General features: G+C 67.8%; 24 protein-coding genes. 12 read left to right on the forward strand and 12 right to left on the reverse strand.

Features of this window, described 5'->3' with window-relative positions:
* Window positions 1-6 precede the first annotated feature (6 nt).
* Window positions 7-1107 carry a LacI family DNA-binding transcriptional regulator gene (locus tag ACXPWS_RS02465; protein ID WP_458710917.1) on the forward strand — a complete coding sequence of 367 codons (1101 nt, stop codon included), beginning with the start codon at window positions 7-9 and terminating at the stop codon, window positions 1105-1107.
* Here the strand turns inward: ACXPWS_RS02465 and otsB are convergent, their stop codons facing one another.
* Window positions 1108-1842: a trehalose-phosphatase gene (gene otsB, locus ACXPWS_RS02470; protein ID WP_458710918.1), complete on the reverse strand. Its 735-nt coding sequence runs from the start codon at window positions 1840-1842 to the stop codon at window positions 1108-1110.
* A 3-nt stretch (window positions 1843-1845) separates the two neighbouring features.
* Entirely contained in the window at window positions 1846-2451 is a 606-nt protein-coding gene (kstR, locus tag ACXPWS_RS02475; RefSeq protein ID WP_458713384.1) for a cholesterol catabolism transcriptional regulator KstR, read from the reverse strand.
* A 254-nt stretch (window positions 2452-2705) separates the two neighbouring features.
* Between kstR and ACXPWS_RS02480 the strand changes: the two genes are divergently transcribed.
* The gene (locus ACXPWS_RS02480; protein ID WP_458710919.1) at window positions 2706-4847 is read left to right on the forward strand and encodes an acyl-CoA dehydrogenase family protein; all 2142 of its coding nucleotides are present in this window, start codon (window positions 2706-2708) and stop codon (window positions 4845-4847) included.
* Here ACXPWS_RS02480 and ACXPWS_RS02485 read toward each other — a convergent pair.
* On the reverse strand, window positions 4807-5169 hold the full coding sequence (locus ACXPWS_RS02485) for a hypothetical protein (protein WP_458710920.1): 363 nt from the start codon (window positions 5167-5169) through the stop codon (window positions 4807-4809). The genes ACXPWS_RS02480 and ACXPWS_RS02485 overlap by 41 nt on opposite strands.
* Before the next feature lie 61 nt (window positions 5170-5230).
* On the opposite strand from ACXPWS_RS02485, the gene ACXPWS_RS02490 reads away from it, so the two are divergent.
* Window positions 5231-5695, forward strand: a complete 465-nt coding sequence (locus tag ACXPWS_RS02490) for a hypothetical protein (RefSeq protein ID WP_458710921.1) — start codon at window positions 5231-5233, stop codon at window positions 5693-5695.
* Here ACXPWS_RS02490 and ACXPWS_RS02495 read toward each other — a convergent pair.
* The gene (locus ACXPWS_RS02495) at window positions 5688-6260 is read right to left on the reverse strand and encodes a hypothetical protein (RefSeq protein WP_458710922.1); all 573 of its coding nucleotides are present in this window, start codon (window positions 6258-6260) and stop codon (window positions 5688-5690) included. The genes ACXPWS_RS02490 and ACXPWS_RS02495 overlap by 8 nt on opposite strands.
* 36 nt (window positions 6261-6296) lie before the next feature.
* Complete coding sequence (locus tag ACXPWS_RS02500; protein WP_458710923.1) at window positions 6297-7373, reverse strand: 2Fe-2S iron-sulfur cluster-binding protein; 1077 nt, start codon at window positions 7371-7373, stop codon at window positions 6297-6299.
* Between the two features lie 148 nt (window positions 7374-7521).
* Between ACXPWS_RS02500 and hsaA the strand changes: the two genes are divergently transcribed.
* The 4 genes from hsaA to hsaB are packed head-to-tail and all read left to right on the forward strand — an operon-like array spanning window position 7522 to window position 11079.
* Entirely contained in the window at window positions 7522-8706 is a 1185-nt protein-coding gene (gene hsaA / locus ACXPWS_RS02505) for a 3-hydroxy-9,10-secoandrosta-1,3,5(10)-triene-9,17-dione monooxygenase oxygenase subunit (RefSeq protein WP_458710924.1), read from the forward strand.
* Window positions 8707-8718: 12 nt separating this feature from the next.
* Window positions 8719-9609: a 4,5:9,10-diseco-3-hydroxy-5,9,17-trioxoandrosta-1(10),2-diene-4-oate hydrolase gene (gene hsaD / locus ACXPWS_RS02510; RefSeq protein ID WP_458710925.1), complete on the forward strand. Its 891-nt coding sequence runs from the start codon at window positions 8719-8721 to the stop codon at window positions 9607-9609.
* Window positions 9606-10505 carry an iron-dependent extradiol dioxygenase HsaC gene (gene hsaC / locus ACXPWS_RS02515; protein ID WP_458710926.1) on the forward strand — a complete coding sequence of 300 codons (900 nt, stop codon included), beginning with the start codon at window positions 9606-9608 and terminating at the stop codon, window positions 10503-10505. The genes hsaD and hsaC overlap by 4 nt, the downstream gene beginning before the upstream one ends.
* A 7-nt stretch (window positions 10506-10512) precedes the next feature.
* Entirely contained in the window at window positions 10513-11079 is a 567-nt protein-coding gene (gene hsaB, locus ACXPWS_RS02520; protein WP_458710927.1) for a 3-hydroxy-9,10-secoandrosta-1,3,5(10)-triene-9,17-dione monooxygenase reductase subunit, read from the forward strand.
* Here the strand turns inward: hsaB and ACXPWS_RS02525 are convergent.
* Genes ACXPWS_RS02525 through ACXPWS_RS02540 form a run of 4 tightly spaced genes read right to left on the reverse strand, consistent with a single transcriptional unit; the run spans window position 11062 to window position 14116 of the window.
* Window positions 11062-11331 (reverse strand): fibronectin-binding protein, encoded by a 270-nt coding sequence (locus ACXPWS_RS02525; protein WP_458710928.1) that lies wholly within the window; start codon window positions 11329-11331, stop codon window positions 11062-11064. The two genes, hsaB and ACXPWS_RS02525, sit on opposite strands and share 18 nt — an antisense overlap.
* Before the next feature lie 5 nt (window positions 11332-11336).
* Window positions 11337-12329 carry a hypothetical protein gene (locus ACXPWS_RS02530; RefSeq protein ID WP_458710929.1) on the reverse strand — a complete coding sequence of 331 codons (993 nt, stop codon included), beginning with the start codon at window positions 12327-12329 and terminating at the stop codon, window positions 11337-11339.
* A 30-nt stretch (window positions 12330-12359) separates the two neighbouring features.
* Entirely contained in the window at window positions 12360-13133 is a 774-nt protein-coding gene (locus ACXPWS_RS02535; protein WP_458710930.1) for an alpha/beta fold hydrolase, read from the reverse strand.
* Window positions 13134-13177: 44 nt separating this feature from the next.
* Window positions 13178-14116 (reverse strand): LysR family transcriptional regulator, encoded by a 939-nt coding sequence (locus ACXPWS_RS02540; RefSeq protein ID WP_458710931.1) that lies wholly within the window; start codon window positions 14114-14116, stop codon window positions 13178-13180.
* Window positions 14117-14151: 35 nt separating this feature from the next.
* Between ACXPWS_RS02540 and ACXPWS_RS02545 the strand changes: the two genes are divergently transcribed.
* A complete protein-coding gene (locus ACXPWS_RS02545; RefSeq protein ID WP_458710932.1) occupies window positions 14152-15495 on the forward strand; it encodes an MFS transporter in 1344 nt (447 codons plus the stop codon).
* Window positions 15492-16238 (forward strand): 3-hydroxybutyrate dehydrogenase, encoded by a 747-nt coding sequence (locus tag ACXPWS_RS02550; protein ID WP_458710933.1) that lies wholly within the window; start codon window positions 15492-15494, stop codon window positions 16236-16238. Before ACXPWS_RS02545 ends, ACXPWS_RS02550 begins: the two co-directional genes overlap by 4 nt.
* 4 nt (window positions 16239-16242) lie before the next feature.
* Here ACXPWS_RS02550 and ACXPWS_RS02555 read toward each other — a convergent pair whose 3' ends face one another.
* A complete protein-coding gene (locus ACXPWS_RS02555) occupies window positions 16243-17001 on the reverse strand; it encodes an IclR family transcriptional regulator (protein ID WP_458710934.1) in 759 nt (252 codons plus the stop codon).
* 155 nt (window positions 17002-17156) lie between these two features.
* Between ACXPWS_RS02555 and ACXPWS_RS02560 the strand changes: the two genes are divergently transcribed.
* Genes ACXPWS_RS02560 through ACXPWS_RS02570 form a run of 3 tightly spaced genes read left to right on the forward strand, consistent with a single transcriptional unit; the run spans window position 17157 to window position 20508 of the window.
* Window positions 17157-17915, forward strand: coding sequence for a CoA transferase subunit A (locus tag ACXPWS_RS02560; protein WP_458713385.1), 759 nt, complete (start codon window positions 17157-17159; stop codon window positions 17913-17915).
* The gene (locus ACXPWS_RS02565) at window positions 17912-18562 is read left to right on the forward strand and encodes a CoA transferase subunit B (protein ID WP_458710935.1); all 651 of its coding nucleotides are present in this window, start codon (window positions 17912-17914) and stop codon (window positions 18560-18562) included. The genes ACXPWS_RS02560 and ACXPWS_RS02565 overlap by 4 nt, the downstream gene beginning before the upstream one ends.
* Before the next feature lie 26 nt (window positions 18563-18588).
* A complete protein-coding gene (locus tag ACXPWS_RS02570; protein ID WP_458710936.1) occupies window positions 18589-20508 on the forward strand; it encodes an acetoacetate--CoA ligase in 1920 nt (639 codons plus the stop codon).
* On the opposite strand, the gene ACXPWS_RS02575 is transcribed toward ACXPWS_RS02570, so the two are convergent.
* Both ACXPWS_RS02575 and ACXPWS_RS02580 read right to left on the reverse strand, forming a co-directional pair.
* Window positions 20489-21772 carry a DUF222 domain-containing protein gene (locus ACXPWS_RS02575; protein ID WP_458710937.1) on the reverse strand — a complete coding sequence of 428 codons (1284 nt, stop codon included), beginning with the start codon at window positions 21770-21772 and terminating at the stop codon, window positions 20489-20491. The genes ACXPWS_RS02570 and ACXPWS_RS02575 overlap by 20 nt on opposite strands.
* A gap of 32 nt (window positions 21773-21804) precedes the next feature.
* On the reverse strand, window positions 21805-22917 hold the full coding sequence (locus ACXPWS_RS02580; protein ID WP_458713386.1) for a pyridoxal phosphate-dependent aminotransferase: 1113 nt from the start codon (window positions 22915-22917) through the stop codon (window positions 21805-21807).
* Window positions 22918-22926: the final 9 nt, after the last annotated feature.

Here is a 22926-nt window from a genome sequence, read left to right on the forward strand (position 1 = left end):
GAGAGCATGTCCAGAAGTCCGGCGCCGAGGCGACGGGCGACACTGGCCTCATTGGCCGCCGAGCTCAAGGTTTCGCGGACCACCATCTCCAATGCGTACAACCGTCCCGACCAGCTTTCCACCGAACTGCGCGAGCGGGTGCTGGCCGCGGCCAAGGAGATGGGTTACCCGGGACCGGATCCGGTGGCGCGGTCGCTGCGTACCCGTAGGGCGGGTGCGGTCGGATTGATGCTCACCGAACCGCTGGACTTCTCGTTCAGTGATCCGGCGGCCCTGGATTTCGTTGCCGGGCTTGCCGAATCATGCGAGGAGGCCGGGCAGGGACTGTTGCTGGTCGCGGCGGGCCCCAACCGCAGCGTTGTCGACGGAACGGCCGCGGTGTTGTCGGCCGGCGTCGACGGTTTCGTCATCTACTCGGCCTCTGATGACGACCCGTACCTTCCGGTGGTGTTGCAGCGCCATCTTCCCGTCGTCGTCGTCGATCAACCCAAGGATGTGCCGGGCAGTTCCCGGGTCTGTATCGACGACCGAGCGGCCATGCGGCAACTCGCCGAACATGTTGTGGGCCTTGGACACCGCGAGATCGGGCTGCTGACCATGCGGTTGGGCCGAGACTGGCCGCACCGGGATCCGGTGCCCGCCGTCGCAGACCAGCAACGGCTGAACTCACCACATTTCCATGTGCAGCGTGAACGTGCGCACGGCCTGTTCGACGCGATGTCCGCGGCCGGGCTGGACCCGGCGTCGGTGACGGTGGTCGAGAGTTATGACCACCTGCCCACCTCGGGCGGGCTGGCCGCCGACGTCGCGCTGGCGCGCAATCCGCGCATCACGGCGCTGGTCTGTACCGCCGACGTGCTGGCGCTGTCGGCGATGGATTCGCTTCGTGCCAGGGGCATCTACGTGCCCGGGCAGATGACGGTGACCGGGTTCGACGGGGTGCCCGAAGCGCTGCGGCGCGGGCTGACGACGGTGGTTCAGCCCAGCCTGGAAAAGGGCCGCCGGGCCGGCCGATTGCTGCACAATCCGCCGCGGTCGGGGCTGCCGGTCATCGACATCCTGGCCACCGAACTGATCCGGGGCCGCACCGCGGGACCGCCGGCCTGATCAGGAGCGGGCCCGGACCAGGGTGCGCAGTATCTCGGCGACATCCTCCGGTGCCGGCACGCGGAAACGGGCCAGGGTGTCGCCCGGCCCCACCTTCACGCCGATATCGGTGTCGCCCAACCGTTTGAAGGCGAACTCGTCGGTGACATCGTCGCCGAGGAATACCGTCGCGGTGGCGTGGTGGCGGGCGCGCAGGGTGTCGACCGCCTCGCCCTTGTCGGTGACGATCACCGCGAACTCCAGCACCGCCTTACCCGCGGTGACATGCGCGGGCCAGGACTGTGCGGCCGCCCGGGCCGCCGCCAGCGCCGCCTCGCCGTCCTCAGCACTGGCATTGCGCACATGCAGCGCCACACTGGCTGGTTTGGTCTCGACGGTCACGCCTGGGCGCGTGCCGGCGATGTCACGCAGCGTGGCCACCATCGTGGCGAGCAGCGCGGTGTCGATCTCGCGGACGAAACCGGTGTCGAACTCCGCGCCGTGACTGCCGACCAGGGTCACCGTGTCGGGCATCCCGGACAACTCGCGCAGCACCGCAAGGGCGCGACCGGAGATCAGCGCCGCGGTGGTGTCCGGCAATTCGGAGAGTGCGACCAACGCTTCCGCCGCGGCGGGCAGCGGGCGGGCGTCGGCGGGATTGTTCACGATCGGCGCCATGGTGCCGTCGAAATCGGAGGTGACGAGGAGTCGGGGCGTGCTGGCTATCGCGGCCAGCGCACGCTGCAGATCACTCACGGGTCACACCTTAGGTTGTTCCCCGTCGCCGATGAGCAGCCGCACAGCCAGATCCAGACGTTTGCTGACGTCGGTGGCCGAGGCCCGCCGGGTGAGCCACGCCAGCAGGTTCGACAACCACACATCCGAGATGACCCGGGCGATGTGGTACTGGTCCTCGGTCGGTTCGCCGTCGCTCATGGCGCGCGCGAACATGGAGTCCATCAGCTTGCCGACGTGATCGACCTCACCCGCGGCGGACGCGTCGGCGAACACGAACGCCCGCGTCATGGCCTCGGTGAGCAAGGGGTTTCGCTGCATCGACCGGTTGAGCCGGCCCACCATCATGTTCAGCCGCTGGTATGGCGTGCCGCCGGTGAGCGTGGCCCGGTCGGTCTTGGCGTCGATGCGCTCGAACTCGCGGCCCAGTGCGGAGACCAGCAGGTGCACCTTGGACGGGAAATAGCGGTACAGGGTGCCCACGGCGACGTCGGCGCGCTCGGCCACGGCGCGCATCTGCACGGCCTCGTAACCGCCCTTGGAGGCGATCGCCAGGGTCGCGTCGAGGATGCGCTTGCGGCGTTCGCGCTGCGCTTCTGACCCCAGTTCGGATTCGGCGAGGACGGCCACCGTCGTCACCTGACGGGGTGAGTCAGAACCCGATCCGGGCTGTGCTGGTGACGACATTGGGTGGGCTGCTCCTTAGTAGTGCGATCCTGACCAAAAAGATACGCAGGTCGACAGCTAATTTCCCACCTCCGAGCACCCGGCACAAGCGGCGTGTCCTGCTGTGATGGCGGTCGACTTGACGTTCGAACGCTGGCACTATTAGAACACGTTCTAGTGAGAAGCGTGGCCTTCTCAACCAATGCGAGGAGTTGCCGGTGTCCGTGCTGTCGTCGAGGACCGCCGCGTCCGAACAGTTTGCCGCCCGTGAACTGGTCCGGAGCTGGGCCGCCAGCTCGAACTCGATCGCCGCGGTGCGCAACGTGGAACTCGGTGACCCCGATGCCTGGCGGGCCCCGTACGACGGCTTCGCCCAACTAGGGGCGTTCGGTGTGGCCGTCCCCGAGGAGCACGGTGGTGCGGGCAGCACCATCGAGGATCTGCTCGGCATGATCGAAGAGGCGGCCGCGGCCCTGGTGCCGGGACCGGTGGCGACGACGGCGCTGGCCACCCTGGTGGTCGACGACCCGGCCGTGCTGGCGGGGCTGGCCGCGGGGGAGCGCAGCGCGGGCCTGGCGCTGGAATCCGGCATCACCTTCTCGGCCGGGACCGCATCCGGTTCGGCGAAATGGGTTCTCGGTGCCGATGCCGCGGGGGTTCTCGTGCTGCCTGCCGGTGACGGCTGGATCCTGGTCGACGCGGCCGCGGACGGGGTCGGCATCGAACCGCTGCAGGCCACCGATTTCTCCCGCCCGCTGGCGCGGGTCACGCTGACGTCAACACCCGCTCAGCAGCTGGCCGTGCCGGCGCGGCGGGTGCGCGATCTGGTGGCCTCCGTGCTGGCCGCCGAGGCCGCCGGCCTGGCCCGCTGGCTGCTGGACACCGCGACCGAATACGCCAAGGTGCGTGAGCAGTTCGGTAAGCCGATCGGCAGCTTCCAGGCCGTCAAGCACATGTGCGCCGAAATGCTGCTGCGCAGTCAGCAGGCTGCGGTCACGGCTGGTGACGCCGCGTCCGCGGCGGCCGACCCGGACGCCGACCAGCTGTCCATCGCGGCCGCCGTGGCCGCTGCGGTCGGGATCGACGCGGCCAAGGAGAACGGCCGCGACTGCATCCAGGTGCTCGGCGGTATCGGCATCACTTGGGAGCACGACGCGCACCTCTACCTGCGCCGTGCCTATTCGCTGTCCCAGTTCCTGGGCGGCCGGTCCCGCTGGCTGCGCCGCACTGCCGAGCTGACCAGGGCCGGGGTGCGACGCCAGCTGCATGTGGACATCGAGGAAGATTCGGCCCAGGCCCGATCTTTCCGTGCCGAGATCGCTTCCGCCGCAGCCGATATCGCGGCATTGCCGGAAAGTGACCGGCAACGCGCGCTGGCCGAGTCCGGTCTGCTCGCCCCGCACTGGCCGAAGCCGTACGGCCGCAACGCCACCCCCGCAGAGCAACTGGTCATCGATCAGGAACTCGCCGCGGCGCGGGTGGCGCGGCCCGACATCTCCATCGGATGGTGGGCGGCGCCGACGATCCTGGCGCACGGCACGCCCGAACAGATCGAGAAGTTCATCCCGGGCACGCTGACCGGCGATATCTACTGGTGCCAGCTGTTCTCCGAGCCGGGTGCCGGTTCAGATCTGGCCGCGCTGCGGACGAAAGCCGTTCGCGCCGAGGTCGACGGTAGGTCCGGCTGGAAACTCACCGGGCAGAAGGTGTGGACGTCCAACGCGCACCGTTCGAACTGGGGCATCTGCCTGGCCAGGACGAACCCGGATGTGCCCAAGCACAAGGGCATCACCTACTTTCTGGTCGAGATGAGCGCTCCGGGTATCGATATCCGCCCGCTCCGGGAGATCACCGGGGAGGCGCTGTTCAACGAGGTGTTCTTCGACGACCTGTTCGTGCCCGACGAGCAGGTGGTCGGTGCGGTCGACGGCGGATGGCCGCTGGCGCGCACCACGCTGGCCAATGAGCGGGTCGCGATCGCCACCGGCGGTGCGCTGGACAAGGGCATGGAGCACCTGCTGGAGGTGGTCGGCGACCGCGAACTCGACGGCGCCGAAGCGGATCGGTTGGGCGAGTTGATCATCGGCGCGCAGGTGGGCGCGCTACTGGATCAGCTGATCGCCCGGCTGGCGGTCGGCGGAGGCGATCCCGGCGCGCCGTCGAGTGTGCGCAAGCTGATCGGAGTGCGGTACCGGCAGGGCCTGTCGGAGACCATCATGGATTCCCTGGACGGGGCGGGCATCGTCGAGACCGCCGATGTGCGGTACTTCCTGAACACCCGTTGCCTGTCCATCGCCGGTGGCACCGAACAGATCCTGCTCACGCTGGCGGGGGAGCGGCTGCTGGGTCTGCCGCGGTAGACCGCAGATAGCCGGCCAGCATCGCGACGATCTCGTCCTCCAGATGCTGCGCGTCGACCGGCTGGGTGATCAACCGGTGCACGAGGGACTCGATCGTCGCGACGGTCATCCGGGCGGCGAGCACCGGATCGGCAACGGTCACTTCGGGATGGGCACGTAGCAGCTCGGCGGCGCCGGCCACCGCGCGCGCCTCGGCCTCGCGCAGCCGGGCCAGCAGGGCCGGGGAGCGGGGTGCCTCCTCGAACAACACCCGGTGCAACCCGGGGTCACCGCGGGCCTGTCGGGGCTGCTTACGCGCCCGGAAACGGTCGTTCGGTGCCACCGTCACCTCCCCGGCGAAAGCGAGTAGTCTTGCGCTGCAAGATATTCGGAGAATGGTAACCATGCAACGCGTACACGTCGAGACCATTCTGCCCACCGATGCCGATTCGGTGTGGCAGGCCATGCAATATCCGGTGACCTTCCTCTACGTGTGCCGGGGCCTGTTCGGTCTGCCGGCGCTGGCCGGTCGTAGCGCGCCGCTGCGCCAGGGCGAACGCGGAACCGGATGGTTGTTCGCCTTCCATGTGTTCCCCGCCTATCGGCACACCTTGGAGGTGGTGGGCGTGGACCATGGCAGCCGCACCATCACCACCCATGAACACGGCGGCGTGATCAGCCGGTGGGATCACACGCTGCGAGTGCAGCCGGTGACCGAAAAGTCCTGCCGCTACAGCGATTCCGTCGACATCGACGCAGGTGCGCTGACCCCCGTGGTGGCGTGCATCGCGCGCGGGATCTACCGCTACCGGCAGCGGCGCTGGCACCTGCTGGTGGCCAGGCACCTGACCCCGCAGCGGGTCAGTTGAAGGTGGTCTGCGCGCAGGCGCTGGGGGTGGTGACGTTCACCCCGCCGAACACCACCTGAATATCCGAACACGCGATGAAGCCGGCTTTCAGGTTGGGTTGGCCGGACCGCCAGTCGGTCTGCACCGAATCGCCGTCCACCGCGAACCGTTCCATCGGACCGCCACCGAAATAGGTGACCGACACCTGGTAGTCGGTGATCGACTTGTAGCCCTTGGACAGCACGTTGTCGTGGTTGGCGCCTTTGAGTTCGCGCGGCATCCCGGCCGGGGCGCTGTACCAGGCGTTCTGATAGACGTCGCGGTCGGTGCTGCGAATCGTGATGGTCTGCCGGGCCCACGTGTCGCCGGGCAGACCGATCGGCCCGTCCGGGGTGAGCAGGTTGGCCTGGGTGTTGAAGAAGCACCGACCGTCCCCGCCGGTGCAGTTGGCCGTGACGTGCATCTCGACGGTGCCGTTCGGTGTGGGTATCGACGTCGTCGCGGTGTTCACCCCGGCGGCGGCCATCGGGCTGTTGAGCGCGGCGACCGAACATGCGGCCGCGAACACTCCGAGAAACTTCTTCACGGCTCTCCCTCTCGTCGGCGAATGTTAGCCCGGGCGCTATTCGTCGTAGGTGACTTCCACCGAATCCGAGGCGGGCAACGCCTGGCACGCCAGGATCAGCCCCTCCTCCAGATCGGACGGTTCCAGCACATCGTTGATCTCCATCTCGACGTCCCCGGACTTCTTGAGCACCGCGCAGGCCCCGCAATGGCCTTCCCGGCAGGAGAACGGCGCGTCCAGCCCCTTGTCCAGCAGCACGTCGAGCAGCTTTGCCCGGCGCGGCCAGGTCACTTCGTGGGTGGTGCCGTCCAGGGTCACCACCGCGGTGGCCGGACCCGTATCGCTGTCATCTTCCTCGATCACGACGGCGGCGAACGGGTCGGAGTCCAGCGACTTGAACACCTCGATGTGGATCCGCTGCGCCCCGGCCGCTTTGAGCGCTTCTTCGGCGGCGGCCATGAACGGGCCCGGCCCGCAGATGTAGGCATCATGGCCGGCATACGGGCTCACCAGCCCGGCCAGCGTGACAGCGCTGGGCAGGCCCTGCACGGTTTCCAGCCAGTGGATCACCGTCAGTCGGTCGGGATACTTCTCCGACAATTCGCGCAGCGCGGCACCGAAGATCACCGAGTTCTCGTCCCGGTTGGCGTACACCAGCACCACCCGGCCGCTGCCTTCGGACAGGGCGGACTTGCAGATCGCCAGCATCGGGGTGATACCGCTGCCTGCCGCCAGCAGCAGGAAATCGGTGTCCAGGGTCTTGGGGACAAAGGTGCCCGACGGGGCCAGCACATGCATCCGCATGCCGGCGTGGGCGTTATCGCACAACCAGTTCGACGCATAGCCCTGCGCGGTGCGTTTGACGGTGACGGTCAGCTGGTCACCGGTGAACGGGGAGCTGGACAGCGAGTAGCAGCGGGCCACCGACCCGGTGCGGTCGCTGGGGACGCGCAGGGTCAGGAACTGCCCCGGCGCATACCGCAATCGGTCGGCCGGGATGGTGCTGCCCTCGGGTATCTCGAAGACCAGCGAGCGCGCATCCGCGCTCTCCTCGATGACCCGCGCCACCTGCAGTTCCAGCACGTGGCTGCCGAGCGGCTCATCGGTCGCGCCGTCGAACGGCTCATCAGGCACGGTGGCCCCTCTCCTCGCCAATAACTAGAACATGTTACAAAAACGTACATGCGCAGGTCCAGCCGCGGAATGAATGCCCTGCTCGACACAAATCGTAACGTGTTCTAATCTTTGTCCAGTGCTTGATCTCGATCCGGGAGGCAATTCAGTGACGTCCATTGAACAGCGTGACGTGCAGGCGGTCCTCGCCGGCATCGATGATCTGCTGCCGAAGCTGCGGGAACGCGCGCAGACCGCCGAGGACCAGCGTCAGGTGCCGTACGAGACCGTCAACGAGCTCGACGAGATCGGCTTCTTCAAACTGCTGCAGCCCGAGCAGTGGGGTGGCCTGCAGGCCGACCCGACCTACTTCTACGAGGCGGTCCGGCGACTGGCCAGCGCATGCGGTTCCACCGGCTGGATCAGCTCGATCATCGGTGTGCACAACTGGCATCTGGCGCTGTTCGACCAGAAGGCCCAGGACGAGGTGTGGGGCGACGATCCGACGGTCCGGGTGTCGTCTTCGTACGCGCCGATGGGTGCGGGCACCGTCGTCGACGGTGGTTACCTGGTCAGCGGCGCCTGGCAGTGGTCGTCCGGTTCCGAACACGCCACCTGGGCATTCCTGGGCGGCCCGGTCATCAAGGACGGCCGCCCCGTCGACTTCGGCAGCTTCCTGATCCCGCGCACCGAGTACGAGATCGACGACGTGTGGCATGTCGTCGGCTTGAAGGGCACCGGCAGCAACACCGTCGTCGTCAAGGACGTGTTCGTGCCCACGCACCGGTTCCTGTCCTACAAGGCGATGAACGACGGCACCGCCGGCGGATATCAGAACAACACCGCGCCGGTGTACAAGATGCCGTGGGGCACCATGCATCCGACCACCATCTCGGCTCCGATCGTGGGCATGGCCTACGGTGCGTACGCCGCCCACGTCGAACACCAGGGCAAGCGGGTGCGCGCGGCGTTCGCCGGCGAGAAATCCAAGGACGATCCGTTCGCCAAGGTCCGCATCGCCGAGGCCGCCAGCGATATCGACGCCGCGTGGCGCCAGCTGATCGGCAATGTCGGTGACGAGTACGCACTTCTGCAGGCGGGCAAGGAGATTCCGTTCGAACTGCGCACCCGCGCCCGCCGCGACCAGGTGCGTGCCACGGCCCGGTCCATCGCCTCGATCGATCTGTTGTTCGAGTCGGCCGGTGCCACCGCCCTGGTGACCAGTGCTCCGCTGCAACGGTTCTGGCGTGACGCCCATGCCGGCCGGGTGCACGCCGCCAACGAACCCGAGCGCGCCTACCTGATATTCGGTAACAACGAGTTCGGTCTGCCGCCCGCGGACACGATGGTCTGATCGGACGGTCTGATGACTTCCTTCGCCGCCGAAACCGCCCAGCAGCAAGCGTTCACGTTCGAATCGACCTCGCGGTACGCACAGGTCAGAGATGACATGCGGCTGCACTACCACGAGGCGGGTGATCCGGCCGCCGAGACGGTGGTGCTGCTGCACGGGGGCGGCCCGGGTGCGTCCAGCTGGTCGAACTTCTCGAAGAACATCCCGGTGCTGGCCCAGAAGTTCCATGTGCTGGCCGTCGACCAGCCTGGGTACGGGCACTCCGACAAGCACACCGAGCATGAGCAGTACAACCGCTACAGCTCGACCGCGCTGCTCAACCTGTTCGACCACCTGGGCATCGAACGCGCTGCGCTGGTCGGTAATTCGCTCGGTGGCGGCACCGCCGTGCGGTTCGCCCTGGACAACCCCAAGCGGGCCGGCCGGCTGGTCCTGATGGGTCCGGGCGGGCTGAGTGTCAACCTGTTCGCCCCCGACCCGACCGAGGGCGTGAAGCTGCTCGGCAGATTCGCCGGCAACCCGACGCGGGAGAACATCGAGAAGTTCCTGCGCATCATGGTCTTCGACCAGAGCCTGATCACCCCCGAGTTGGTCGAGGAGCGTTTCCGGATCGCCAGTACGCCGGAGTCGCTGGCCGCCACCAAAGCGATGGGAAAGTCCTTCGCGGGTGCGGACTTCGAGCTCGGCATGATGTGGCGCGACGTGTACAAGCTGCGGCAGCGGGTATTGCTCATCTGGGGTCGCGAAGACCGGGTGAATCCCCTCGACGGGGCCTTGGTGGCGCTCAAGCAGATCCCGCGGGTGCAATTGCACGTCTTCGGCCAGTGCGGGCACTGGGCCCAGCTGGAGAAGTTCGACGAGTTCAACAAGCTGACGCTCGACTTTCTTGGAGGTGAGTCGTGACGATCAAATCGTTGGGTTATCTGCGCATCGAAACCACCGATATCGGCGCCTGGCGCGAATACGGGCTCAAGGTCCTCGGCATGGTGGAGGGCAGTGGTTCCACCGAGGGGGCGCTGTACCTGCGGATGGACGAGTTCCCGGCCCGTCTGGTGATCGTGCCCGGTGAGCACGACCGGCTGCTGGTATCCGGCTGGGAGACCGCGAATGCGGCACAGCTGCAGGACATCCGCAGCCGCCTGGAGGGCAGTGGCACTCCATACAAGGAGGCGACGGCCACCGAACTGGCCGACCGCCGCGTCGACGAGATGATCGCGTTCGAGGATCCGTCGGGCAACAGTCTTGAGGTGTTCCACGGCGTCGCGCTTGAGCACCGCCGTGTGGTCAGCCCCTACGGGCACAAGTTCGTCACCGAAGAGCAGGGCCTGGGCCACGTCGTGCTGACCACCCGCGACGACGCCGAGACGCTGCGCTTCTACCGCGATGTGCTGGGCTTCATCCTCCGCGATTCGATGCGGCTGCCACCGCAACTGGTCGGCCGGCCGGCCGACGGCCCGCCGGCTTGGCTGCGCTTCCTCGGGGTGAATCCCCGGCACCACAGCCTGGCGTTCATGCCCGGTGAAACCCCCAGCGGCATCGTCCATCTGATGGTGGAGGTGGGCAGCGCCGACGACGTCGGGTTGTGTCTGGATCGCGCGTTGCGGCGCAAGGTCAAGATGTCGGCCACTCTCGGCAGGCACGTCAACGACAAGATGCTGTCCTTCTACATGAAGACCCCCGGCGGGTTCGACATCGAATTCGGTTGTGAGGGACTTGAAGTCGAGGATCACAGCTGGGTGGCGCGGGAAAGTACCGCGGTCTCGTTGTGGGGTCACGACTTCAGTGTCGGCTTCAAGTAGTAGTCCGGTGCCGGCCCAGCCGATCGATGCACGCACATTCCGTAATGTGCTCGGCCAGTTCTGTACCGGCGTCACCGTGATCACCACACTGCACGACTCGGTGCCGATCGGTTTCGCGTGCCAGTCGTTCGCGGCCCTGTCGCTCGACCCGCCGCTGGTGCTGTTCTGTCCGACCAAACAGTCCCGGGCCTGGCAGGCCATCGAGGCCAGTGGCCGGTTCTGCGTCAACATGCTGCATGAGAACCAGCAGCACGTGTCGGCTCAGTTCGGTTCCAAGGCGCCCGACAAGTTCGCCGGAATCGACTGGCGGCCTTCCGAACTCGGCTCACCGGTGATCGACGGCACGCTGGCTCACATCGACTGCACGGTGCACTCTGTCGTCGATGGCGGCGACCACTTCGTGGTGTTCGGTGCGGTGCACTCGATGTCGGAACCCCAGGCGATGAAACCTCGGCCGCTGCTGTTCTACCGCGGGGAGTACACCGGCATCGAACCGGACAAGAACACCCCGGCGCAGTGGCGCGACGACCTGGAAGCGTTCCTGACCGCCACCACGTCAGACACCTGGCTGTAGCGGCGCCGGAGGCAGCGTTTCCGGTAGTGGGGCGGCCGGGTCCACCGGCGGCTGATCTCCAGGGGCGAGCGAAGCGACGGGGGATTGCACCGTCAGATCGATGTCGTGGTCCAGGTCCGGCGCGATCGGCACCATCCGGCACAGGAAGTTGACCGCGAGGTCGCACGGGTTGTCCGGGTCGGCCAGGGCGGGAGCGGCGGCCAGCAGCGCCGCGGCCACGCCGCCGAGTGCCACGATCGAGAGTCTGCGCACGTCCCCTAGTCCCCCTTACGTTCCAGTTTCACGTCCAGTTCGACCTTCGCCGGGCAGTCCCCGGTGTAGTCCTGGTAGGACTTCCCGGCCAACCCAAGCAGGGGGTCCTGCGGACCCTGCGGCAGGGGCAGGTCATCCCGCGAGGATTGGCGCACCTTGCCGACTCCGTCTGTGCAGTGCGCGTCCCCGTCCGGGAAGTTGGCGGTGAAGTGCCCGTCGCCGTAGATCATCACGAACAGGTTGTGGGTGTCCGCGCTGGTCATCAGCGAGATGCAGCGCTCCCCGGTGCGCAGGCAGTAGGTCGTCGCCTGATAGGTGTGGGACGGGAACACCTCGCCGGTCTCGGTGTAGGTCTGGGTGTAGACGTAGGTACCCCGTAACGCCGCGCCGGGCGCGCTTTTCAGCGGTGGCTCGGCCGCTGGATCCGGCGGCTGGGTGCTGTTGTCCATGGCCCGGGTGGGCACCACGCTGATGGCACGTTTGTTGGCGCACAACGCCGGTGCGGTGGCCCAGGTGTATTCGCCGTTGAACGAACCGTCGATCAGGGATCGCAGTTTCATGATGGTCCAGCCCTGGGCATCGACGTCGACGTCGCCGACCTTGCACTTGTCCGGGGCCTCGCGAACCATCATCCAGTCCCCGTCGACGTAGTCGAAGACCAGGTTGTCCTGGGCGGGGGCGTCGGGCTTGCGCGGGTCGATGATCGCCACGGTGGCCACGCAGCCGCCGCCGTCGTGGCAGGCGGAGCGTGCCACCCAGGTCTCGGTGCGTGCGGTTCCCGCGACCGGCTTGCCGTCCGGGGTGGCGATGGGGCCGATGTCCACCTTGAACGAGCCGTTCAGCACCGGACCGGTCTTGGGCGCTTCGTCACCCTTGCCGGGCATGCCGAGCGTGAACAGGCACGCGGCGAATCCGCCGAGCACGGTGGCGATCAGGGCCGCCGCAGCCAACAACTTCACCAAGGTGCGCTGCGCGCCCTTGCTCAACCCGAGTGCCATCGCGCTACAGGATGCCATCCCGGCGAGCGCTCAGTTGGCGGTATGTGTACCTACGAAGTCGATCACGGTGTCGGCGACCGCTCGATGCGCCGTCTCGTTGAGCACGTCGTGGTGGGCGCCGGCGAATTCCGCGATGCTCAGCGCGGCTATTTGTTCGGCGTAGCTGCGTACCGCGCCGACCGGCGCGATCGGGTCCGCCGTGCCGTGTACCGCCAGGGTGGGCACCGTCAGCGCAGGCAGCTCGGTGCCGAACCGGTCCCAGGCTTGATCGAGGGCACGGGCCAGCGGGGCGCCGTCGGCGTCGGTGAACGCCAGCGGATCGTTCTCCAGGGCATCCAGGTAGAACGGGTCGCCGGACAGCCAGCCGGGGTCGAGGTCGAATTCGGAGTCGGTGTCCAGCAATTCGGGGACCGGGATCAGTGGCGCGCCGGAGATGACCGCCGCGCGGTAGCGGTCGGGTTGCTCCAGCAGCCGCAACAGGGTGACCACCGCACCGAACGAGTGGCCGGCGGCTATCAGGGGGACACCGGGACGTTCCCGTTCGGCGATCGCGGTCAGCGCCTCACCGAGCGCCGAACTGTCGGCCAGTGTGCCGAAGTTCCCGCGCGGGCCCGGGCTAAGCCCGTGGCCGTGCTGATCCACCGCCCACAGATCGATCCCGGCAGCGTTCAGCGCGAAGCCGTACCGGTGGTACAGGCCGGTGTGCTCACCGAAACCGTGCAGGAAGACGACGGCGGCGCGGGGATCGGTTGCGGCCCAATGCCGGTAGTAGGCACGGGTGTCGCCGGAGCGCAGGAAGGGCATGGCACCACTGGATCAGCTGGGGCCGCCCGCGACAAGCGTTTCGCTCACGGCGCACCCAGCAGGATGTCGTGCAGGTCGGCCACCTGCCGGCGGATCGCCTCGACGACGGCCGAAACCTCGGGCCTGCGCAGCGTTTCGGCGCGGGTGACCAGCCAGTAGGTCAGCCGGGCGGAGACCGCGTCGGGCAGCACGCGAATCAGGTCGGGCCAGCGGTCGGCCATGAAGCAGGGCAGTAGGCCCAGCCCGGCCGCGGCGCGGGTGGCCTCGACGTGGACGAAGACGTTGGTGGAGGTGATCGATTCCCGCATGGCCGGTGCGAAATTTGCGGCCAGATCGAGATCGTCGACCTGCAGCATCGAGTCGATGAAATAGACCAGCGGATGGTGGGCCACCTCGTCGACGGATGCGGGGGTGCCCTGTTCGGCGAGATAGGAGCGCGAGCCGTACAGGCCCAGGCGGTAGTCGCCGAGGCGGATCGCCAGCGCCCGGCGCACGGTGGGTTCGCCGACCACGATCTCGATGTCGACACTGGAGCGATACTGGCTGGCGCGCCTGGTCGCGGCGACGATCTCGACGGCCACTTTCGGGTGGCGGCGCTGAACCTGCGCGGCGGCCGGGGCGGCGATGTAGGCGCTGAATCCGTCGGTCGCCGAGATCCGGACGACACCCGCCAGCGCGGGCGACTGACCCGGCGCCCTGTTCAGAGAGTGCACCGCGGCTTCGACGGCTTCGGCGGCGGCGAGCGCCTCGCGGCCGCGGTCGGTGAGCTCCCAGCTGCTGCCGACCCGGGTCAGTACGCGGGCGCCGATCGCCCGCTCCAGCGCGGCGATGCGGCGCGAGATGGTGGTGTGGTTGATGCCGAGCTGCTCGGCGGCGGTGACGTAGCGGCCGGTGCGGCCGACGGCGAGCAGGACCAGCAGATCATCGGCACCAGGCACAGCCACATCTGCATTTTCGCAGACAATAGGTGCATGTCTAGGCATTGTGGACGCCTGGGCGTGCATGAATACTCAGCCCTATGTGTGCTGCTGATCACAATGACTTCACCCCGTCCGGTCTGAAACGGGTCGTCGCCGCATCCATGGCCGGCACCGTCGTGGAGTGGTACGAGTTCTTTCTCTACGGCACGGCCGCCACGCTGGTGTTCAGCAAGGTGTTCTTCGCCCAGTCCGGTAGTGACCTGGACGCGATCCTGGCGGCGTTCGTCACCTATGCGGTCGGCTTCGCGGCGCGGCCGCTGGGCGGCATCGTGTTCGGCCACTACGGCGACAAGTACGGCCGCAAGAAGCTGCTGCAGTTCTCGCTGCTGCTGGTGGGCGCCGCGACTTTTCTGATGGGCTGTCTGCCCACCTACGGGCAGATCGGCTACTGGGCACCGGCTCTGCTGGTGGTGTTGCGGTTCGTGCAGGGCTTCGCCGTCGGCGGCGAGTGGGGCGGTGCGGTGCTGCTGGTGGCCGAGCACAGCCCCGACCGCAGCCGGGGTTTCTGGGCGAGCTGGCCACAGGCCGGGGTGCCGGTCGGCAACATGCTGGCCACCGTCGTGCTGCTGGTGCTGACCTCGACGCTGCCCGACGCGGCGTTCCTGTCCTGGGGGTGGCGGGTCGCGTTCTGGTTGTCGGCCGTGGTGGTGCTGATCGGCTACTACATCCGCACCAAGGTCACCGACGCGCCCATCTTCGTTGCCGCACAACAGGAAGCGCAGCGGCTCAAGGAATCGTCGTTCAACGCCATCGAGGTGCTGCGGCGCTATCCGCGCGGCGTGCTGACCGCAATGGGCCTGCGCTTCGCGGAGAACATCATGTACTACCTGGTGGTCACCTTCTCCATCACCTATCTGAAGGTGCATGCGCACGCCGACACCGGATCCATCCTGCGCTGGCTGCTGGTCGCCCATGCGGTGCATTTCGTCGCGATCCCGTTGGTGGGCAGGCTGTCCGACCGGGTCGGTAGGCGCCCGGTGTACCTGGTGGGCACCCTGGCCACCGGGACGTGGGGGTTCTTCGCCTTCCCGATGATGGACAGCAAGAACTCCATGGTGATCATGTCGGCGGTGGTCATCGGCCTGGTGTTCCACGCGTTCATGTACGCCCCGCAGCCGGCGATGATGGCCGAGATGTTCCCCACCAGAATGCGCTATTCCGGTGTGTCGCTGGGCTACCAGGTCACCGCGATCGTGGCCGGCTCACTGGCGCCGATCATCGCCGTCACGTTGCTCGAAGAGTTCGGCTCGTCGGTGCCCATCGCGATCTATCTGGCGGGCGCCTCGGTCATCACCCTGATCGCCGTCTACTTCGCCAGGGAGACCAAGGGCATCGACCTGGCCGACGTGGATCGAGCCGATGCGAAAGCGGTTGCCGCATGAGCGATCTGGCCGGGCGAACCGCACTGGTCACCGGCGGTGCGAGCGGTATCGGCGCGGCCTGTGCCCGCGAGCTCGCGGCGCGCGGTGCGCATGTCACCGTCGCCGACCGGGACGGTGACGGTGCCGCGGAGCTGGCCCGCGATATCGGTGGGACCGCCTGGCAGGTGGATCTGCTGGACGTTTCCGCCCTGGAAGGGCTGCGCCTGCAGACCGATGTCCTGGTGAACAATGCCGGGGTGCAGCGGATCGCGCCGATCACCGACTTCGCGCCGACCGACTTCCGCATGCTGCTCACGCTGATGGCCGAGGTGCCGTTCCTGCTCATCCGCGCCGCGCTGCCGCATATGTACGCCAATCGCTTCGGCCGGGTGATCAACGTGTCGTCGGTGCACGGGCTGCGTGCTTCGGAGTACAAGGTGGCCTATGTGACGGCCAAGCACGCCCTGGAAGGACTGTCCAAGGTGACCGCGCTGGAGGGTGGACCGCACGGCGTCACCAGCAACTGCGTCAATCCCGGATATGTCCGAACCCCGTTGGTGCACAAGCAGATCGCCGACCAGGCCCGTACCCACGGGGTCGACGAGCAGCAGGTGCTCGAACAGGTCCTGCTGAAGGAGAGCGCCATCAAACGCCTGGTGGAGCCGGCCGAGGTGGCCGATCTGGTGGGCTGGCTGGCCTCGCCGAACGCGGGCATGGTGACCGGGGCGTCCTACGCCATGGACGGCGGATGGAGCGCGCGATGAGCGCTCAGGCCCGGCGCCGGAGCCGTTGAGTCAGCGCATGCGCCGCACGCAACAGCGTCTCACCGAGCGGTTCGGTCCGGTCCTGCGCGAGGCGGGCCGCGACACCGGTCAGGCTCAACGCCCACTGCGGCTGATCGAGCGCATTGAAGACCGCCGCACCGATGCCCCAGCTGCCCTCCACCACCAGGCCGGGATTCACCGAATAGCCGGTGATCCTGGTCTGCTGGATCCGCCTTTCGATGGCTGCGCGGGAATGCGCACTGCCCCAGGTCTTTTCCAGGTCGGTGCGGTCGAGATACTCGCGCTCCTCGGCATCGGAGAGGTGCGCGAGCATGACGAGGCCCGCGGAGGCGACGCCCAGGGGAAACCGCTTGCCCGGGTAGAGCACGTGCGAGCGCAGCGGGAAACTGCCCTCGGCGGCCGACACGCACACCGACTCGTCGCCCCGGCGCGCCGAGAGGAAGGCACTCTCTCCGGTGTCGCGGGCCAGGGCGCGCAGGATGTCATCGGCGACGGGCGCGGCGTCGTACCGGCTGCTGGCCACCGACCCGAGCAGGTAGATCTCCGGTCCGAGGAACCACATGCCGGTGCCGGGTGCCCGGTCGATAAGTCCCTGCTCGGCCAGTGCGGTGAGCATGCGATGCGCCGTGGCGCGCGGGATGCCCGTGGCGCGCGCCAGTGCGGTGGTCGTCACGCCGTCACCGGCGGATCCCACGGCACGCAGGATCGCGGCGACCCGGGTGATGACGCCGGGATCGGTCATGTCCGCAGCCTAGCGTCCACTCAGTGGACACCGGGCCCGCCCCGTGTCCCGTCAAGCGAACGGAATCTTGTGGCCGTAGTCCATTGATGGTGTCCTGGTTACCGAGTTCCGCGCGTTCGTCCAGCGAACGCCCCGAGGTGAAAGTTGTCACGCCGTTGTCCGGAAAAGTACTCAAAGACGTCCGCGAGGCGGTCGCCGACATACCCAGCGGAGCGTCGCTGGCGGTCGGCGGATTCGGCCTGTGCGGTATCCCCGACGCCCTGATCGATGCGCTCGCCGAAGCGGGCGTCGACGCGCTGGAGGTCTACTCCAACAACTGCGGTGTCGACGGTGTGGGCTTGGGCGTGCTGCTCGGCCTCGGCCGGATCAGCCGAGTGACGGCCTCATACGTGGGGGAGAACAAGGAATTCGCCCGGCAGTACCTGGCCGGTGAACTCGAGGTCGAGCTGACCCCGCAAGGCACGCTGGCCGAACGGCTTCGGGCCGGCGGGTCCGGTATCCCGGCCTTCTACACGCCGGCCGGTGTCGGCACCCCGGTGGCCGACGGCGGTCTGCCGTGGCGTTACGCCGCGGACGGCTCCGTCGCCGTCGCCTCGCCGCCGAAGGAGACACGGGAATTCGACGGCAAGCGGTACGTGCTGGAGACCGGGATCCAGGCCGATTTCGCGCTCGTGCACGCAGCCGTCGGGGATACCCAGGGCAACCTGGTGTTCGACAAGACCGCCAAGAACTTCAACCCACTGGCGGCGATGGCCGGGCGCATCACCATCGCCGAGGTCGAAAAACTGGTCCAGCCCGGCGAACTCGACCCCGACCAGGTGCACCTGCCCGGGGTGTTCGTCCAGCGGATCGTCGAGACCGGGCCGCAGACCGTCCGCATCGAGAAGCGCACCACCCGGGAGGCATCAGCATGACCACTTCGCAGACCGGCCGCGGATGGAGCAGGCCGCAGATGGCCGCCCGGGTGGCCGGGGAACTGAAGGACGGCGAATACGTCAACCTCGGCATCGGGTTGCCGACGCTGGTGCCCGGATTCCTCGACCCCTCGGTGCGGGTCACGCTGCATTCGGAGAACGGCATCCTGGGCACCGGGCCGTACCCGACCGAGGACGAGGTCGATGCAAACCTGATCAACGCCGGCAAGGAAACCGTCACGGTGCTGCCCGGCGCCTCGTATTTCGACTCGTCGCTGTCGTTCGGAATGATCCGCGGCGGGCACATCGACGTCGCCGTGCTGGGCGGTATGGAGGTGTCCCGCTACGGCGATCTGGCGAACTGGATGGTGCCCGGCAAGATGGTCAAGGGCATGGGCGGCGCCATGGACCTGGTGCATGGCGCATCACGGGTCATCGTGTTGATGGAACACACTGACCGGCAGGGCAATCCGAAGATCGTCGATCAGTGCACCCTGCCGTTGACCGGCGAACGGGTGGTACACCGCATCGTCACCGACCTGGCGGTCATCGACGTGGTGGGGGACGGCGACCTGGTGCTCGTCGAGACCGCGCCGGGTGTGTCGGCCGAGGACGTGCGCGCGGCGACCGGAGCCACGCTGCGCTGACGCTCGACTGGCATAGGGTTTCCCATGTGACGAGCGCGCAATGGGAACCCACGCCGGCCGAAATCGAAGCTGCGCAGATCACCGACTTCGCGCGATTCGCCGGGCAACCCGTGGAGTACCCGGCCCTGTGGCGGTGGTCGGTGGACGAACCGGCCGCATTCTGGGGCGCGCTGTGGCGATACTTCGACCTGGGCGAGTTGCCCGGGGCGGTGCTCGGCAACGCCGATTTGCCTGGCGCGCAGTGGTTCCCGGGTACCAAGCTGAACTATGCCGACCAGGTCATCCGGCAGGCCCGCACGGACCGGCCGGCCATCCTCTGCGCCGGGGAGGATCAGCCGGTGATCGAGCTGTCCTGGGCGCAGCTGCTCGAGCGCGTTGCGGGATTCGCGGCGACCTTGCGTGGTCTGGGTGTTGCGCCCGGGGACCGGGTGATCGGCTATCTGCCGGATATCGCCGAGGCGGTCATCGCCTTCTTGGCCACGGCATCCCTCGGAGCCATATGGAGTGCCTGCGGACAGGACTACTCGGCGGGCGCGGCACTGGGCCGGTTCGGTCAGCTTGAGCCGCGGGTACTGGTGGCCGCCGACGGATATCGCTTCGGCGGCAAATGGCGCGACAAGAGCGCCGACGTGGCGGAGTTACGCGCGGGGCTGCCGACGCTGGAAGCCACCGTGTTCGTCTCGCGGCGGACGCCGATCCCGGACGGCTGCCTGGACTGGGGTGTCGCGAGCGCACCCGGCGCCGCCGCGCTGACCCCCACCGCGCTGGATTTTGCGCATCCGCTCTGGATCTTGTTCTCGTCGGGAACCACCGGATTGCCGAAGGGGATCATCCACGGCCACGGCGGCGTCCTGGTCGAGCACCTCAAATCGATAGCGCTGCAGAGTGATATCGGACCCGCGGACACGTTCTTCTGGTTCACCAGCCCGAGCTGGATGATGTGGAATTTCCAGCTGGCAGGGCTGCTGGTGGGCGCCACCATCGTCTGCTACGACGGCAGCCCCACCCATCCGGCCCCGGACACCCTGTGGGAGTTGGCGGCGCGGCTCGGTGTCACCGTGTTGGGCACCAGCCCGGGCTACGTCCTGGGATGCGTCAAGGCCGGTGCGGTTCCACGTACCGAACACGATCTGTCCGCGCTTCGCACCGTCGGGATCACGGGCTCGGCCTTTCCGCCGTCGTCGGCACTGTGGTTGCGCGACAACGTCGGCGAGCACGTTCAGGTGGCATCGGTGAGCGGCGGCACCGATGTGGTGTCGGCGTTCGCCGGTGCCGCGCCGACGGTCCCGGTGTGGCCCGGCGAACTGTCGGCGCCTTATCTCGGGGTGGCTCTGGACGCCTGGGACCCGGCGGGTGAACCGGTGCGCGGCGAGGTGGGCGAGCTTGTCGTCACCAAGCCGATGCCGTCGATGCCCGTCGGCTTCTGGAACGATCCGGATGGAATCAGGTACCGCGAGGCCTATTTCGAGATGTTCCCCGGAGTCTGGCGGCACGGTGACTGGATCACCATCACCGATCGCGGCAGCGTCATCGTGCACGGGCGCTCGGACGCCACGTTGAATCGGCACGGGATCCGGATGGGCAGCGCCGACATCTATCAATGCGTCGAACGACTACCGGAGATCGTCGAGGCTCTGGTGATCGGTGCCGAGCAACCCGACGGCGGTTATTGGATGCCGCTGTTCGTGGTGCTCGCCGACGGCGTCGAGCTCGATGCCGCGTTGGTGGACAAGGTGAACGCGGCCATCCGGTCCGAGGTTTCGCCACGGCATGTGCCCGATGAGATCATCGCGGCACCCGGCATCCCGCACACCCGAACCGGCAAGAAGCTGGAGGTGCCCATCAAGAAGCTGTTGCAGGGTGGCGATCCGCAACGCGTGGTGGAACGCAGCGCGGTGGACAACCCCGCACTGCTGGATTGGTACGTCACGCAGCGTCGAAAGTGACCAGGTCTACGCTGAGCCGGCCCTCGGTGAGGCTGAGCCGTCTTCGGATCGGTGGACCGGGTAGCGGCGGGGCGATCGAGCGGTAGGTGGCACCGGTGGGCGTGCTGAACGTGGCCTGGTGCCGACCATCCTTCTGCTGAGTGCGCACCCGCCATCCCGGTGCTTCCTTGACGTAATTGCACGCCTCGCACTCGCCCAAGCCGTTGAGCGCGCTCGTGCGGCCGGTCTCGCGGTGCGGTCGCGCGTGATCCCGGTGCCGGATCGGGGCGTCGCAGTACGGGGTTCGGCACGTCTGGTCCCGCAGTCCGATGAAGGCCGCCAGCCCTTTCGGGAAGATTCGCGAGCGCGATTCCAACGCGACCAGCTGTCCGCTCTCGGGGTGCCGGTAGAGCCGGCGCAGCGTGGCTTTGGTGGCTTCGTCGACTGCGGCGTCGCCGACCATCGTGCACGCGAATCCCGCGGGCACCGGCCCGTAGCCGTCCAGCCAGGCAGGTTCGTCGTCGTCACCGGCCAGGGTGGTATCGGCCATCACCAGATTCAGTGACACCGGTACGGGCTGCTCGGCCGGCCGGCCGGTGACGCGCTCGACCACCGTGTCCGCCATGACCTGGCCGCGGGAACGACCGTCGAAGGTGGTGTCCGCTTCCCGCTTGAGGGTCGCGTACACCGAGACTCCTTGCGCGACGGGCAACAACACCGTCAGGTAGGTCATGGTGTCCGGTGCGGGGCGGATCCACACGCCGCGGTCCTCGGCCGCCTTCGCTTGGCGTTCGACCACGGCTTCCGCGTCCAGGCGCACGGTGATCTTCTTCGCCTCGGCCGCGATCCGCTTGTCGCCCCAGCCCATGAGTCGTGAAGGGTCGCTGCACAGTTCGGCATCCAGCTCCCGACGATGCGCCACGGACAGGCAGGCCGACTCCCGCACGATCAACGTCGCGCGCCACTCGTTGAGCATCCCGCGTTCCAGCGCCGCCAGAGTGCGCGGCATCTCCCGGACCAAGGCGGTGGCCAGCCCGAGATGTTGGCCACCGCGCTTGGGGGCGACACGGCGGGCGAGGGCCACCTCGTTGGCCAGTCCGCGGCCGCGCTTCTTCTTCGGCACTCCTGCGGCTGTCTCCGCGGCATGGCGTTTGGTCGCCCACGCTTCCGTCGCGCGGGCCTGCGCCGCGGCCGCGGCGGCCTTGAGATGTTCGAGTCGCTCGACCACATCACGCAGCGTCGCCTCATCGGCCTCCGCGTCGATATCGAACAAACTTTCGAACATGCCGTCGACTGTACGCGGGCGCACCGACAAGTTCAGCGCAGCCAGGAGCCCATCCGTGCCAGGGCCTCGGTGATATCGGCCGCGGCCCCGGCGAAGGACAGCCGGACGAACGACCCGCCGTGCACAGTGTCGAAGTCGACACCCGGGGCGATGGCAACCCCGGTGTCGGCCAACAGCTTTGCGCAGAATGCCAGGGAGTCGTCCGAGTACCGGGAGATATCGGCGTAGACGTAGAACGCCCCGTCGGCCGGTGCGAGCCGGTCCAGACCGATCTCGGGAAGCCCGCGCAACAACAGGTCCCGGTTCACCGCGTACTCACCCACCAGGGCGTCGGCGGTGGCCAGCGACTCCGGGTCGAAGGCGGCCACCGCCGCCAGCTGCGGCAGTGTCGGTGGGCAGATGGAGAAGTTCCCGGTCAGACGGTCGACGGCGCGGCGCAGCGGCTCGGGCACCAGCAGCCAACCCAGCCGCCAGCCGGTCATCGCGAAGTACTTCGAAAAGCTGTTCACCACAATGGCATTGCGTGAGGTCTCCCACGCACAGCTGGTGGCCGGCGCGCCCGGGTACACCAGGCCGTGGTAGATCTCGTCGCTGACCAGTTGCACCCGGTTGGCGTCGCACCACGTCGCGATCGCGGCCAGCTCCGCGGGGGCGATGACGGTCCCGGTCGGGTTGGCCGGGCTGGCGATGATCAACCCCTTCACCGGCGGGTCCAGTGCTTCCAGCATGGCCACCGTCGGCTGGAACCGGGTGTCCGGGCCGCACGGCACCTCGACCACCTCGCAGCCCAGCGCCGAGAGGATGTTGCGGTAACAGGGATAGCCCGGACTGGTGACCGCGACCCGGTCACCCACGTCGAAACAAGACAGGAAGGCCAGCAGGAAACCGCCCGTCGAGCCCGTCGTCACCACGACCGCATCGGGTTCGACGTCGAGACCGTGCCGGTCCCGATAGGACGCGGCGATGGCCTGGCGTAATTCCGGGACGCCCAGCGCCACGGTGTAGCCGAGGTTGTGGTGCGCCAGCGCCTCGGCGGCGGCCGCGCGTACCGGTGCCGGCGCCTGGGCGCTGGGCTGCCCGGCGGACAGATTGACCAGATCTCCGTGGGTGCGCTGCCGCTCGGCGGCCGCCAGCCAGACGTCCATGACATAGAA

Source organism: Mycobacterium sp. BMJ-28, from assembly GCF_054404835.1.

Coding starts and splice junctions, on each gene's coding strand:
- ACXPWS_RS02530 (WP_458710929.1), bottom strand. CDS start 12,329: ATGGCACTCGGGTTGAGCAAGGGCGCGCAGCGCACCTTGGTGAAGTTG.
- ACXPWS_RS02490 (WP_458710921.1), top strand. CDS start 5,231: ATGCAACGCGTACACGTCGAGACCATTCTGCCCACCGATGCCGATTCG.
- ACXPWS_RS02565 (WP_458710935.1), top strand. CDS start 17,912: ATGACCACTTCGCAGACCGGCCGCGGATGGAGCAGGCCGCAGATGGCC.
- ACXPWS_RS02555 (WP_458710934.1), bottom strand. CDS start 17,001: ATGACCGATCCCGGCGTCATCACCCGGGTCGCCGCGATCCTGCGTGCC.
- ACXPWS_RS02540 (WP_458710931.1), bottom strand. CDS start 14,116: ATGCCTAGACATGCACCTATTGTCTGCGAAAATGCAGATGTGGCTGTG.
- ACXPWS_RS02545 (WP_458710932.1), top strand. CDS start 14,152: ATGTGTGCTGCTGATCACAATGACTTCACCCCGTCCGGTCTGAAACGG.
- ACXPWS_RS02465 (WP_458710917.1), top strand. CDS start 7: ATGTCCAGAAGTCCGGCGCCGAGGCGACGGGCGACACTGGCCTCATTG.
- ACXPWS_RS02575 (WP_458710937.1), bottom strand. CDS start 21,772: ATGTTCGAAAGTTTGTTCGATATCGACGCGGAGGCCGATGAGGCGACG.
- hsaD (WP_458710925.1), top strand. CDS start 8,719: ATGACTTCCTTCGCCGCCGAAACCGCCCAGCAGCAAGCGTTCACGTTC.
- ACXPWS_RS02580 (WP_458713386.1), bottom strand. CDS start 22,917: ATGGACGTCTGGCTGGCGGCCGCCGAGCGGCAGCGCACCCACGGAGAT.
- ACXPWS_RS02550 (WP_458710933.1), top strand. CDS start 15,492: ATGAGCGATCTGGCCGGGCGAACCGCACTGGTCACCGGCGGTGCGAGC.
- ACXPWS_RS02535 (WP_458710930.1), bottom strand. CDS start 13,133: ATGCCCTTCCTGCGCTCCGGCGACACCCGTGCCTACTACCGGCATTGG.